This is a genomic window from Amycolatopsis alkalitolerans, from assembly GCF_006152065.1.
Lineage (GTDB): Bacteria > Actinomycetota > Actinomycetes > Mycobacteriales > Pseudonocardiaceae > Amycolatopsis_E > Amycolatopsis_E alkalitolerans.
The window spans coordinates 28,612-42,204 of sequence record NZ_VDFW01000006.1 but is presented as its reverse complement, the minus strand read 5'-3'; the positions used below and the strand labels follow the sequence as shown (position 1 = coordinate 42,204).

General features: G+C 70.8%; 9 protein-coding genes. 2 read left to right on the top strand and 7 right to left on the bottom strand.

The window, feature by feature from the left end; translation table 11 throughout:
- Positions 1 to 5: 5 nt before the first annotated feature.
- The 4 genes from FG385_RS09240 to FG385_RS09225 form a co-directional block, all read right to left on the bottom strand.
- On the bottom strand, positions 6 to 1,574 hold the full coding sequence (locus FG385_RS09240; protein ID WP_139096224.1) for a protein kinase family protein: 1,569 nt from the start codon (positions 1,572 to 1,574) through the stop codon (positions 6 to 8).
- Positions 1,575 to 1,654: 80 nt separating this feature from the next.
- Positions 1,655 to 3,499: a murein biosynthesis integral membrane protein MurJ gene (gene murJ / locus FG385_RS09235; protein WP_139096430.1), complete on the bottom strand. Its 1,845-nt coding sequence runs from the start codon at positions 3,497 to 3,499 to the stop codon at positions 1,655 to 1,657.
- Between the two features lie 296 nt (positions 3,500 to 3,795).
- Entirely contained in the window at positions 3,796 to 5,922 is a 2,127-nt protein-coding gene (locus FG385_RS09230) for a DUF6049 family protein (protein WP_139096223.1), read from the bottom strand.
- Positions 5,919 to 6,443, bottom strand: a complete 525-nt coding sequence (locus tag FG385_RS09225) for an NUDIX hydrolase (RefSeq protein ID WP_139096222.1) — start codon at positions 6,441 to 6,443, stop codon at positions 5,919 to 5,921. Before FG385_RS09225 ends, FG385_RS09230 begins: the two co-directional genes overlap by 4 nt.
- Positions 6,444 to 6,542: 99 nt before the next feature.
- On the opposite strand from FG385_RS09225, the gene FG385_RS09220 reads away from it, so the two are divergent.
- Positions 6,543 to 7,964 (top strand): CCA tRNA nucleotidyltransferase, encoded by a 1,422-nt coding sequence (locus FG385_RS09220; protein ID WP_407645480.1) that lies wholly within the window; start codon positions 6,543 to 6,545, stop codon positions 7,962 to 7,964.
- Between the two features lie 31 nt (positions 7,965 to 7,995).
- Positions 7,996 to 9,297 (top strand): sensor histidine kinase, encoded by a 1,302-nt coding sequence (locus FG385_RS09215; protein WP_139096220.1) that lies wholly within the window; start codon positions 7,996 to 7,998, stop codon positions 9,295 to 9,297.
- 9 nt (positions 9,298 to 9,306) lie between these two features.
- Here the strand turns inward: FG385_RS09215 and FG385_RS09210 are convergent, their stop codons facing one another.
- From FG385_RS09210 to FG385_RS09200, 3 genes are read right to left on the bottom strand one after another with little or no spacing between them, the layout of a single operon-like run.
- A complete protein-coding gene (locus FG385_RS09210) occupies positions 9,307 to 11,145 on the bottom strand; it encodes a TNT domain-containing protein (protein WP_139096219.1) in 1,839 nt (612 codons plus the stop codon).
- A gap of 29 nt (positions 11,146 to 11,174) precedes the next feature.
- Positions 11,175 to 12,272, bottom strand: a complete 1,098-nt coding sequence (locus tag FG385_RS09205) for a TNT domain-containing protein (RefSeq protein ID WP_139096218.1) — start codon at positions 12,270 to 12,272, stop codon at positions 11,175 to 11,177.
- A gap of 28 nt (positions 12,273 to 12,300) precedes the next feature.
- Positions 12,301 to 13,539 (bottom strand): MFS transporter, encoded by a 1,239-nt coding sequence (locus FG385_RS09200; protein ID WP_139096429.1) that lies wholly within the window; start codon positions 13,537 to 13,539, stop codon positions 12,301 to 12,303.
- Positions 13,540 to 13,593: the final 54 nt, after the last annotated feature.

The window sequence follows — 13,593 nt, the reverse complement described above, 5'->3', positions numbered from 1 at the left end:
ACACACTACTGGGCGGGCAAGAACGTCAATTCGCCGATCTGGGACTGGTACTTCCCACCATCGCCACTCAGGTGGGTGATCCAGATGATGAAGTACTGACCCGATTGGGGCTGCGGCAGCGTGATGTCGGTGGACGGGCCGTTGAGGGTGGCCGTTCCGAGCACGTGGGTCGAGCCGAAATCGGGGTCGTTCGAGTCGGCCGCCCGCAGTTCGACCTGCGTGCCCTCGCTGCCACCCGCGATCGTCACCTTCGCCAGGTTGATCGGGTTGTCGAAGCTCGCGAGGATCCCGACACCCGTCTTGATCGTCGGGAGCTGCTGGCGGTACTGGTCCGTGCGCCATGACGTGCCGGGGTTGCCGTCGATCAGGTACTTCGCGCGGCTGGTGTTGTCCCCGGAGCCGTCCGGGTTGTAGACGGTGGCGCTCGCCGGCTCGACCGGGGCACCGATCTTCGGCTGCCCGGCCGGGCTGCTCGCCGGCGGCGGCGCCGCGGAACTCGGCGGGGCGGCCGTTGTGGTCGGCGCGGCGACGTTGATCGGCGGACCGGTGTTCGGGCTGTCCTGGAAGAAGCTGATCGCGAGCATGCCGAGCCAGGCCAGGATGCCGACCGCGGCGACGACCAGCACGGTCACGCCCAGGGCGAGCTTGCGGCGCCGCGCCTTGTCCTTGACCGGCTTCTTCGTGGTCCAGATCGTGCCGTCGTCTTCGGGTTTCACCCCGGCCGCGTTGATCAGCTGCGTGCGCTCCTCGGCCTCCGCCGCGAGTTCGAGCGCGCGCAGGATCGCCGCGCTGGTGCGGATCCCGCCGTGGCCGCCGTCCTCGATCGTGCGGACGGCGAGCGAAGACAGCTCGGCAGGCACCGACGGCACCAGCGAACGTGGCGGGACGAGGCGCTGGTTCGGCGCGTGCGGCGCCGCCGGGATCGCGGCCGGCCCGCCCGGCAGCGCCCAGCGGCCCGTCAGCAGCAGGTACAGCACCGCGCCGATCGCCTTGACGTCGTCGCGCAGCGTCGCATCGGGCAGCGGACCCGGGAAGGCCAGCCGGAGCGTGCCGTCCGCAGTGAGCCGCAGGCGCTGGGGATGGTCGAGGCCGAGCACGAGGCCCGAGTGGTGCGCACGCTCGACCGCCTCGGCCAGCTTCTGCACCATCCGCGCCGCGGTGAGCGGTGCGACGGGATGCTCGGCGACCAGGTCGATGAGGTCGGTGCCCTTGGTCCACTCCGTCACGACGACGCCAAGCAGCCCCTCGCCCGAGGTGATGCCGCTGCCGAGGCTGAGCACATCGAGCACGCGCGCGACGGCGTCGTGATTGAACTTCGCGGCGTGGGCGGCGCGTTCGAGGGTGCGGCGGGCGGCGCGGGCGGCTTCGGCGTCCGCCGGGTCGCCGACCAGCATCGTCAGCGCGACGTCGCGGCGCAGTTGGCCGTCCCGGGCCCGCCAGAGATGAGCGCCCGCGCGTTCGTCGATGCCGAACTGGGCAAGGAGCCGGTACCTGCCGTCACCGACGACACTTCCGGGCGCGAGTGACCCTCCCCGCGCGCGGACTCCGACCTGCTCACTCCGCTTCTCGTTCACCCCAGGCTCTCTCTTTCGCGCACAACAGTCGAGCGTACGCGAGTACGACCGGTCATTCAGGCGTATCCGTGTGTCAATTGTTACCGGCGCTTGATCAAACGGGTGATGCGCTTCGTGGCCGGGGCCAGTTCCTCGACCTTGAGCGCCGCGAGCACCCCGAACGACACGCCGAGCCCGACCATCCCCTGCAGGATCACCTTGATCCACGCGGTGATCCGCGGGCCGAAGTCCGGCACGATCGCGCCGGCCAGCACCGCCGCCACCACGCCGAGCCCGCTCGCCACGACGGTGAACAGGATGACCCCGAGCACGCGCTTGCTGCGCAGGTTGCCGAGGCTCACCCACAGCCAGACCTGACCCATGATCGCGCCGATCACGAACGTCAGCGAGTTCACCATCATCGCGCCCAGCACGATGTTCTGGTCGGACAGCAGCGCCTGGCACAGGTACAGCAGCGGGATCTTCACGATCGTCATCACGATCATGATCAGCGTCGGGGTGCGCGCGTCCTTCATCGCGTAGAACACCCGCAGCTGCAGCATGACCAGGGCGTACGGCAGCAGGCCGAACGCGGAGATCGCCAGCGCCTCGCCGAGCCGCCCCGCCTCCGTGGTCGAGTTCGCCCCGCCGCTGAACAGCGCGACGCCGATCGAGGACCCGATCACGCTCATCACCGCGGCGATCGGCACGAGCATGACCGTCGAGATCCGGGAGGCGTACGACAGGTCCGCGACGACCTTGCGGGTGTCGCCGTCAGCGGCGTTGCGGCTCAGCCGCGGCATGATCGCGGTCAGCAGCGAAACCCCGATGACGCCGTAGGGCAGCTGGAACAGCAGCCAGGCGTTGGAGTAGATGGTCACGCCGCCGGGATCACCGCTGGTCAGGACCCGGGTGTTGATCGTCAGCCCGATCTGGCTGACCGCGACGTAGCCAAGGATCCACATCGCGAGCCCGCCGAACTCCTTCATCCGGCGGTCGATACCCCAGCGCCACCTGAACCGGAACCCGGTGCGCAGCAACGGCGGCACCAGCATGACCGCCTGCACCACGATGCCCATCGTCACGCCGATGCCCAGTACGAGCAGTTTCGGTTCGCCCATGTGCACCGGGTCGAAGCTGATCTTGCCGGGCAGCGCCATGAACAGCGACAGCGTCACGATCACCACGAGGTTGTTCATCACCGGTGCCCACGCCGTCGGCCCGAAGATGTGCTTCGCGTTGAGGATCGCCGAAAGCAGCGCGAAGACGCCATAGAAGAAGATCTCCGGCAGCAGCAGCCGGGCGAACGCCGTGGTCAGCTCCGGGCTGGCCTTGCCCCCGTGCTCCAGGTACAGCGACGTGATGGCGGGCGCGGCGATCACGGCGATGACCGTGCCCGCGAGCAGGACCACCAAGCCCAGTGTCAGCATGCGCTGCGTGTAGGCCTCGCCGCCGTCCAGATCGTCCTGCGACCGCACGAGCAGCGGCACCACGACGCTGCTGAGCACGCCGCCGAGCAGCAGTTCGAAGACCTGGTTCGGCAGCGTGTTGCCGATGTTGAACGAGTCGTTGACGACCCCGGTGCCGACCGCCCAGACCAGCATGATCTTCCACAGGAAGCCGGTGATCCGGCTGACCAGCGAAGCGACCGCCATCTTGCTGCTGGACTTCGCCAATGAGGGCGTCGCGACGGCCGGCTTCTCGACCTTCGGCAGGTAACCGGTCGCGTCGAGGCCGGGACCTTCGCCGAACGAGGAACCAGCGGCCGGACCGGAGGCCGTGCCCGGCAGGCGCGGGAGCATCCGGGTGGCCAGCGAGTCGTACGGGCGCATCGAGTCGGGGTCGGCGACCGGCCATTTTGAGCTGGCCGGCACCCCGCCGATCCGTGGGATGAACACCGTCGCGTCAGGATCGTTCGGCTGCAGCGGCGGCGCGCCGAACGGCATGCTGTCCTGCTGCGCCTGTTCCTGTCGCCACGGCCGGACCGGCTGGCGGCGCGGCGGCGGCTGGCGCGGCGGTTGCTGCCGGGCCGGTGGCAGCTGGCCCTGCTGCCCGCGCGGCGGAGGCTGCCCGCGGCGCCCGTTCGTGGGCGGTGGTACCCGCCGCGTGGGTTGTTCCGGCGGCGGGTTACGGTCCGGCGCCCGCCGCGTGACACGTTCGGCGGGACGCTCGGGTGGCCACCCCGGCTCTCTCTCCAACGCGTGCCCCATCTCCGGCGGTCGATACGGTCACTCCAGGGTAATCATCCGCCGTTGCGCGCCCGGATCCGGCGATAGATCTGCCGCCCCGACAGCAGGACGAGCGCGACCCCGCCGGCGATGGTCAGCACGAGGGTCACCCAGCCGTACTGGTTCGAGCGCAGTTCGAACCGCGCGGGGTTGCCGAGCGGGGTGCCGTCCGGCGTGGTCAGCGCGACGGTGATGCTGAACCGGCCGGCCCGCAGCGCCTCGGCCGGGATGGTGACCTTGCGGTTCGCGCTCAGCCCGGCCGGCAGCCACTGGTCGCCGATGTCACCCGTGCGCAGGCCGTTGCTGTTGCTGAGCGTGATCCGCACGGCGACCTGCACGGGCAGCGTGTTGCTGAGGAACACCGGCAGTGGCGCGGAGCCCGAGGCGAGCGAGATCGGTACCGCGGGGGTGTCCACGGTGACCTGGCCGAGCAGGGCACGCAACTCGGTGCGGGAGTCGTTCGCGGAGACCTCGGCCGCGTCGCCGCTGCCCTGCCAGGCGGTCGAACAGTTGCGGACGAGTGCGTAGCGCAGCGGCATCAGCAGCTGGTCGGGGTCGACCTGGGCGGCCGGATCGACGGCCATCGCGGCGCGCAGATCGGCCATCGTGCTCTCGACCGTGCTCATCGAGTCGGTGACCTGCGCGGGAGTGGCCGCGGCGACGTCTTCGGCGGTGTAGTTCATCGACGCGCTGCCCGACGGGGCGGTGCGCAGCAACTGGGGAAGCGAGGCCGCGGACAGGAACTGGCGGTCCAGCAGCTCGCCCAGCGACTGGAGCAGCTGGCTCAGCTCGGCTTCCGGGAGAGACCAGCGCCGCGGCGGCGCGACGAGCACCGAGCCGCCGCCCCCGGTCATCCCGCGGTACGCCAGCGCGGCCAGCCCGTTCTGGGCGCCGACCGCCGGATCGTCGGGCGGGGTCGAAGCGGATCCTCCCGAGACGCCGGCGAGACCGGTCGAGACCAGCGAGTCGACCGGCTGCCCGCGCAGCGACGTGCCTTTGATCGTCACGCCAGCGCCGGCACTGCCGGACGACAGATCGGCTGGATCCGTGATGAGCGTGTTGATTCCGTTGGCCTGCAAGGAGCCCAGCGCGGCCGAGTCGAGTGGGCCGTTCGCCCACAGCACGCCCGGCAGCGGCTGGGCGCCGATGAGCTGCTGGACGTGTTGACTGGTGTTGAGCGCGTAGTTCATCAGATCGCCGCCGCGGACACCCGCGAGCGCGGACAGATCGGCGTCGGCGTAGGGCAGCTGGACCACGCACTGGTTCGCCACGAGCCGGCGCAGCGAGGCGAGCCAGGCCTTCGCCGCCTCGGCCCCGGAACCGGGCACGTTGCCCGTGGGGGTGCGGACGTCGTAGCCGTGGCTCATCGCGTCCACCGTGTCGAGCAGGTCGGGGTCGACCGCGTAGCAGAGCGCCCGGCGCAGCCGGGGATCGTCCTGCGCCGCGAGCGCCGAGGAGACCAGCGCGTCGAGCCGCCCACCGGGGCGCAGCTCACCGGCCAGGATGTCGTCACCCAGCACCACGCGACCGTTGAACGGCGCCGCGACGATCCGCGGCCTGGTGTCGGTGATCGGCCACAGCACGGTGACCTCGGCCGGCCGGCTTGGCGGCTGCGCGTCGGTCCTGCCGGGTGCGCCGAGTACCGGCAGCAGCAGGCTCAACGACGCGAGCCGGGCGGCTCCGCCGTAGTCCGGGGTGCCGTTGACGTTGACCAGCAGTGGATAGCTGCCGGGGCCGCTCACGTGCAGCCCGTTGGCGGAGCCGTCGAGGCGCACGGTGATGTTCAGCTGACCGGTCTGCCCCGGCTCGAGCGTGCCGGGTTCGACGTCGAGGAACTTGGTGCTGGACATCGCGGCGGCCGGGTTGCCCGACATCGCCGAGCGCACGCGCCGTTCGGTGCCCAGCTTTTCGCCGAGCTCCAGGCGTACCTGCAGATCGCTGATCCGGCGGTCGCCGGTGTTCGTCACGGTGCCGTTGACGGTGAGCGTGGTGGAGGTGGACGTCACCGTGCGCGGGTTCATCTGCGTGACGTCCAGCCGCAACCGGGTCGGCGCGTCCGTGGCCGGCTGCGCACCGGCCGACAGCGGTGCGAGCAGGACGATCAGGATCGCGACCGACATGACGGCGGCGAACCGCTTCACTCTCCGACTCCTTCGGTCGCCGGCTCTTCACCCGCGAACAGTTCGAGGGCCTTGCGCACGAGGGCACGCTCGTCGGTGTAGGCGAGCCTGTCCTCCAGGTCCGCGATGCGGACCCAGGCCACCTCGGTGACTTCGACGTCTTCGTCGGAGAGCTCGCCGCCGACGGCTTCCAGGACGAAATGATGCACTGTCTTGTGCACCCGCCGGCGCTCGGCCACGAACCAGTAGTCGATCGTGCCGAGCGGGAACAGCACGCGCGCGCTGATCCCGGTCTCCTCCTTGACTTCGCGCAGCGCCGTCTCTTCGACCGTCTCGCCTTCTTCGATATGACCCTTGGGCAGTGACCACAGGAGTTTGCCGCCGCGGTCGAGGCGGCCGATGAGCACTGCCCGCTCCCGGTCCTCGTCGACCACCAGGCCGCCGGCCGAGGTCTCGTCGACCGTGGTCATCTTCCTGCCGCGGCGGCGTCGCGACCTGCGTCGCGGCTTGCCGCCACCGGAGTGACCGGCCGATCCAGACATGCTGCGATGCTAGTCGTTGCACACGCTCAGCGGTCTCGAACGCGTAGTTGCACCCTCACTTTCGGTCGATCGGTAGGCTGGTTCCCTGTGTCTGTCCCCGTGAACGAACTCGCTGCCAAGCGGAATGCGGTGATCGAGCTGATGCGGATCTCGCCCTTGGCCGACGAGCTGGCCGGTCTGTTCGCCAAGGCCGGTCACCGGCTGTACCTCGTGGGCGGCAGCGTCCGTGACGCGCTGCTCGGCAGGCTGTCGGCCGACCTCGACTTCACCACGGACGCCAGGCCACAGCAGATTCTCGGGATCGTCCGCGGCTGGGCCGACGGGGTATGGGACACCGGTATCGACTTCGGCACGGTCGGGGTGACCAAACGCGGTTCGACCCTGGAGATCACGACGTTCCGCGCGGACACCTACGACCGCGTGAGCCGCAACCCGGAGGTGACCTTCGGCGACACCATCGAAGGCGACCTGCTGCGCCGCGACTTCACCGTCAACGCGATGGCGATCGACATCTCGACAAAGGAGTTCGTCGACCCGCACAACGGGCTGGACACCCTCGCACAACGGGTCCTGGACACGCCCGCCACGCCGCAGGAGTCCTTCGCCGACGACCCGCTGCGCATGCTGCGGGCCGCGCGGTTCGTCTCGCAGCTGGACTTCTCGCCGGCGCCCCGGGTGACCGAGGCGATGACCGCGATGGCGGGTGAGATCGAGCGGATCACCGCCGAACGCGTGCAGGCGGAGCTGTCGAAGCTCCTGCTCGGCGAGCATCCGCGCCGCGGGCTGGAGCTGGTGGTCGGCACCGGGCTCGCCGAACGGGTGCTGCCCGAACTGCCCGGCATGCGGCTGGCCATCGACGAGCACCATCAGCACAAGGACGTCTACCAGCATTCGCTCACCGTCCTGGAGCAGGCGATCGCGCTCGAACAGGACGGTCCGGACCTGGTGCTGCGCCTGGCCGCGCTGCTGCACGACATCGGCAAGCCCGCAACCCGCCGGTTCGAGGCGGGCGGCGGGGTGAGCTTCCATCACCACGAGGTCGTCGGCGCGAAGATGGTGCGAAAGCGCCTGCGTGCGCTGAGGTACTCGAAGCAGATCATCGACGACGTGAGCCAGTTGGTGTTCCTGCACCTGCGGTTCCACGGGTACGGCAGGGGCGAGTGGACGGACTCGGCGGTCCGCCGGTACGCCACCGACGCGGGCCCGCTGCTCCAGCGGTTGCACAAGCTGGTGCGGGCCGACTGCACGACCCGCAACAAGCGCAAGGCCGCCGCGCTGCAGCGCACCTATGACGAGCTGGAGGAGCGGATCGCCCGGATCGCCGAGGAGGAGGACCTCGCGCGCGTCCGCCCGGACCTCGACGGCAACGAGATCATGAAGCTGCTCGGGCTGCCGCCCGGTCCGCTCGTCGGCAAGGCCTGGCGGTACCTCAAGGAGCTGAGGCTCGACCGCGGTCCCCTCACGCATGACGAGGCGGTGGCCGAACTGCGGAGGTGGGCCGAGGAGAACGGCATCCCGTAACCCCCGCGGACCTTCGGGGGACTCTAGTGACGTGACCTCCCAACGAGCCGGGTTCCTGGTGACTTTGTTGCGCCGCGGTGCGCCCGCGATGGCGACCGCGACGAGCGACCTCGACGAGGGGATGGCCGACCCGGCGCCGGTCAGCGCCTTGCGGCGGATGCGCACCATGGCGGGTCAGGTGGACCCGGCGGTGCGCGACAACCTGCTGCTGCGCGCGACACGGTACGTCGCGATGGTGCCGCTCGCGTACCGGATCGTCGCGGTGCTCGGCGCGCTGGGCGAGTTCCTGGCCGGCGGCGGTGACTCCGCCGCGGTCGTCGTGGTGGCGGCGCTGTGCGTGCTGCTCAACGTGCTCGGCCTGCGGTGGCTGGTGCGGACGGCGCCGTTCCACGGTGGCGCGATGATGCGCCTGCTGGCGTTCGACGTGGCCTTCACGCTGATCGCGTACCTGGTGGTCGCGATCTCGGTGCCGGCTTCGTCCTTCGACGCGGCGATGCAGGTGCCCGGCAAGGAACTGCTCGGCGGGATCGCCCTGCTCACCCTCGTGCTCGGACTCGGCTACGGCGCCGGGCTGATGGTGCTGAGCATCCCGTTGCGGATGCTCGCGTGGTGGGCCAGCACGGGCATGTTCAACGTGAAACAAGGGTTCGCCGATCTCGGTACGATGCTCGGGGTCGTGCTGACCGCGACCGGCGCACTCGTGCTGCTCGGCCTCGGTACACGGCTGGCGCTCGCGTACGGGATCCGGAACGGCCGGCTCGCCGAGCGGGCACGGCAGCACCGTGCCCTGCACGACTCGGTGCTGCAGACGCTGGAGCTGCTGGCGCTGCCCCGGCAAGGCGAACCGGAACGGCAACTCGAGGAGGTGCGCCGGATCGCTCGCGCGCAGGCGATCGAGGTGCGGCAGCTGATCGAGACGGCGCAACGCGAGTCCGACGAGGAAGCGGCGCGCCCGCTGGGTGAGAAGCTCACCGCGCTGGCGGCGGAGATGGCGCGCGAGGGACTGCGGGCACAGCTGGTGATGGCGGAACTCGACGAGGAAACGCTGTCGGAGGTGCGGCAGCTGGCCATCCGCGACGCCGCGCGAGAGGCGATGCGGAACACGCTGAAGCATGCGGGCACCGATCAGGTCGTGGTGCGGGTGGACGAGGAGGACGGCGGGATCACCGTGGTGATCCGCGATCACGGCAAGGGTTTCGACGAGTCCAACCGGCCCGCGGGCTTCGGCATCAGTGAGTCGATCACGGCGCGGCTGGCCGAGGCGGGCGGCCGGGCGACGGTGGAGTCGAGCCCGGGCAGCGGGACGAGGGTGACGTTGTGGATGCCGCGGTAGCAAGCGCGGCTAAACCCGCTCCAGCGCCCCCGCCTCCAGGTGCTGTCCGATGGCGAGCGGTAGCAGGTACCCGACCGCGCCGCCCGGCATCGGGCCCCACGGCAAGGTCACGCCGGTCAGCGTCAGCAGGCCCCTGACCAGGCGGTACAGCTGCCGCAGCCCCTCGCGTTCCGGCGCCAGCGAAGCCTCCGGGAACCGCGTCGACGGGTCGTGCAGGAGGTTGCCCCCTTCGTTCCCGAAGCGCACCAACGTCGTCCCGGCCGGGAGCACGATCATCCGCTTGGCGCGGAAGAAGGTGAGCGGGGGCTCGCCGCGCAGCGGCGCGATCGGCCACTCCAGCGATTCCTGCTCCGGTGTCCTCGCGGGGTAAAGCAGCAACGAGCCCAGCAGGAACCGCGCCGCCTCCTCGACATGCGCGAACGCCGCCGGCTCACCGGCGTCCGGTCCCAGCACCTCCCAGCTCGTCTTCGTCCGGTGCAGGCTCCACACGCCCTCCACCCGTTCGCCGATCGAATACGCCGACGGCGGGATCCCGTACTCCGCCAGGCGCCGCTCCAGCACCGCGAGCACTTCCGAAGCCCGCAGCCCCAGCGGCGGTTCGGCACCGCGGTCGATGAGCGTGACCGCGTCGGGTTCGGGCGCCGCGACGGCCGGCGGATGCGGCTGTCCGAGCACCTCGGCCTCCGCCGCCGTCCGCAGTTCGGTGGACAGGTACGGCACCCGGTAGGAACTCGCGCGGATCCGCTCCAGCAGCTCCGGCTCCGGTGGGATCCCGTACTTGCGCAGGTAATGTGGCACCGCGGCCGGCCAGATCCACGCGCCGTCGGTGTGGAACGCGTCCGGCACGTCGGCGGGTCCACCCGGGTTGACCGTGTCCGGCAGCCGTCCCGGCCTGCTCACCACCACCGACGCGCGATACAGGTAGTCGAGCACCGGGCGGATCTCCTCCTGCGGCAACGCCTGCGGCCGCTCGGGCAACCGTGCCTGCCGGAACGTCACGTCCACCGGCAGGCCGGCCTTGGCCGCCAGCCAGTCGGGCACCTGCTTGCGATCCCGCGGGTACCGCTCCAGCTCCGCCTCGTAGACGCGGGCGGTCAGCCGGCCCACCGGGGACTGGCGCCAGGTGGGCTCGTTCGTGGTGTCGTAGTCGAACTGGAACGACGACGGTGCTTCGAGCGTGAGAGTGCCCTTGAACCAGGTGCCGGTCTCCGGCCGGTACATCGCCGACCGCAGTTGCGCGAACAGTTGCCCCAGCCGCGGCGGCGCGCACAGCGACACCGACTCGCCGTCGCCGACCGCCCTGATCTCGATCTCGGCGTACTCACCCACCTGCCGGAACTGCGCCGCCACGCGCTCCCAGCCGTCGGGCAGGATCGTGCGCACCGAGCGCGCGATCGCCCGGACCAGGGCCTCCGGCTCCCCCGTGCCGGGTTCGGGCCCGGCCGTGCCCGGGAAGTCGTGCCGCTCCTGCCACAAGGCGCTGATCTCGTCGAGCGTCGCCGTCGCGGTCAGGTCCGCCAGGCCCAGTTGGCGTGCGCGCACCTCGTCGCGACCTGCCCAGCGCAGCGTGAGCGATCGCGGGTCGCGGTCGGCGGCCACCTCGAAGACCTCGTCGTCGAACAGGCAGTGGGTGTGCAGGCTGAAGGTGGCCTCGGCCTGGTCCTGCGCGATCACCTTCGCCGGGCGGGACTGCCACTCGGTGTCGAAATCCTCGGGCGGTTCCTCGTCGGGGGCGGCGGCGAGCAGGAGCGTGCCGTCCGCCGTGGACCGTTCCGCCTGGAAGGCGCGGCCCTGCCACACCCCGTACAGCCCGTCCGGTTGGCCGGTGAGCTCGACTCGATACCGCACTACTCCCCCTTGTGAAAGACCAGTCAAACCTAGCCGACAACGCGCTCGATGGCGCCTTCGGCGACGTGGTCGCGAATTGCCTTCGGCAGGACATAGCTCACGGCCCCACCGGGCAGTTTCGCCCACGGCACCGCGATGCCGAGGATCACCGACAGTGGCCGGCACAGCCGGTACTTGCGTTCCTGCCGTTCCCGCTCGATCGGGAGCGAGGTGGTCGGGAAGCGGGCTTCGTCGTGGTGCACCAGGTTCCCGCCGTCGCCGCCGAACCGCAGCACCACCGTGCCCGCGCCCAGACGAACGAGGCGCTTGTTGCGCAGCAGCGTCAGCGGTGGCTCCCCCTCGGTCGGCTGGATCGGCCAGTCGGCGAGTTCGGCGGCGGTCTCCAGCGGTGTCTCGAGGCCGCCGGTTCTCCGGGCCGGGTGCAGCAACAGCGCGCCGAGCAGGAACTGGGCCGCATCCTGAACGTGGTCGAAGTAGCGAGGTTCGGCCGGCGCGGAATCCTCGTGCCAGGCGACCTCCCACCCCCTCTCCGTCGCGTTGAGGCACCACGCCTGGTCTGCCCGCGCCGCGATCCGGTACGCGTCCGGCCAGACCCCCTGCTCGCCCAGGCGCTGCGCCAGCACGACGAGCAGCGCCGGATCGTCGAGGTCCGGATCCACCCGCGTTTCGAGTGCGGCGGCGACGTCCCCGCTGGTGGGGCCGAGATCCCGTGGGTCGGCGCGGGGCCGTGGCCTGCCGAGCAGATCGGCGGCCGCGGTGCGTCTGAGCAACTTGTCGACATACGGGGGCTGGAACTCCTGCGCACGGATGTGCTCGAGGAACGCCGGCTCCGGCGGGGTGCCGTACTTGCGCAGGTAATGCGGCACCGACGCGTGCCAGACCCACGTGCCGTCGGTGTGGTAGCTCTCCGGCACGTCGGACTCCGTGCCGCCGCTGAAGATGTCCGGCCCCAGCCCGCTGCCGACCAGGACCGCAGGCTGCCGTTCCAGGTACCGCAGCACCCGCGGGATCTCCTCTTCGGGCACCTGCGCCCGGTCCACGACCGGGACCTCGCCCGCGCGATGCGCATCGACCACTCGTGCGTGCCGGAAGGTGACGGCGAGGGGTTGACCGGGTCTGGCGTCCATCGCGATCACTCTAAGCGAGAACGGGCGCTCAGACTCGCGGATTGCGCTTGACGGCAAGGAGATACCCGGCTCCGCCGAGCAGGTACACGACGGTGGCGACGATCAGCAGCGCGGGCGAGTGGCCATCGAGCGGCACGAACGCGGCGGCGACCGCGACGGCGACCACCTGGGTGACGTTGAAGAGAGTGTCGTAGAGGGCGAACACCCGCCCTCGGGACTCGTCGCCGACATCGCGCTGCACGGCGGAATCGACGCACAGCTTGAGCACCTGCCCGGCACCGGTGATGAGGAACGCCGCGGCGAGCGCGGTCGGCAGCCGCATCGGCAGCCCGAGCCCGGCCTGGCTCGCGGCCGCCAGCAGCAACGAGCAGGTCACGACGCGACGCTGCCCGAACCTCCGGACCAGGCGCGGGGTGCTGAAGCCGGCGAGCAGGATGCCCGCGGCCGCCATCACCGCGAGTTGCCCGAGCCCGGGCAGGCCGGCCTTGACGAAACCCACGTCGTGGAAGGAGTACCGCAGCAGCAATACGGTCAGGAGCAACGAGATCCCGTAGGACGCGCGGTGCGCGAACAGCGCGATGAATCCCGCGGTGACCGTCGGCACCGCGAGCGCGGCCCGGCCACCGTCGGCGAGACCACGGGCGACCGCGACGAACGCGTCCTCCGGTTCGTCGACCGAGTCGGGGCCGAGGCTGCCCCGGGCGAACCGCGACGCGATCAACGCGGCGACAATCGCGCCGAGCACCGCGAACGAGGTCGTCCACGCCGAACCCGTGTTGCCCGCGCCGAACAGCGAGCGCAGCAGGATCGCGCAACCACCGCCGATCACGGCGACGATCGCGCCGAGCGTCGTGGCCAGCGCGTTCGCCGTCACCAGCGCGGACGACGGCACGACATGGGGCAGCGAAGCGGACATACCCGAGCCCACGAACCGTGAGATGCCCTCGACGATCAGTGCGATCACGAACAGTTCCATGCCCGCCACGCCGAATCCGACGGCGGCGGACGCGGCGATCACCGCGAGTGCCCGCAACAGGTTCGCCAGCACGAGCACGCGGCGCCGGTCCCACCGGTCCAGCAGCGCACCCGCGAACGGGCCGATCAGCGAATAGGGCAGCAGCAGCACGGCGAAACCGCCGGCGATGGTCAGCGGATCGGCGCCGCGCTCGGGATTGAACAGCACCGCACCGGCCAGCCCGGCGCGGAAGACGCCATCGGACCACTGCGCGGAGAAGCGGGAGTACAGCAGCCGCCGGAAGCCCGGCATCGAGAAGTAAGCGCGCGGGCCGAGTCGCCTCACCCCAGCTTCCGCGCTCGCTGT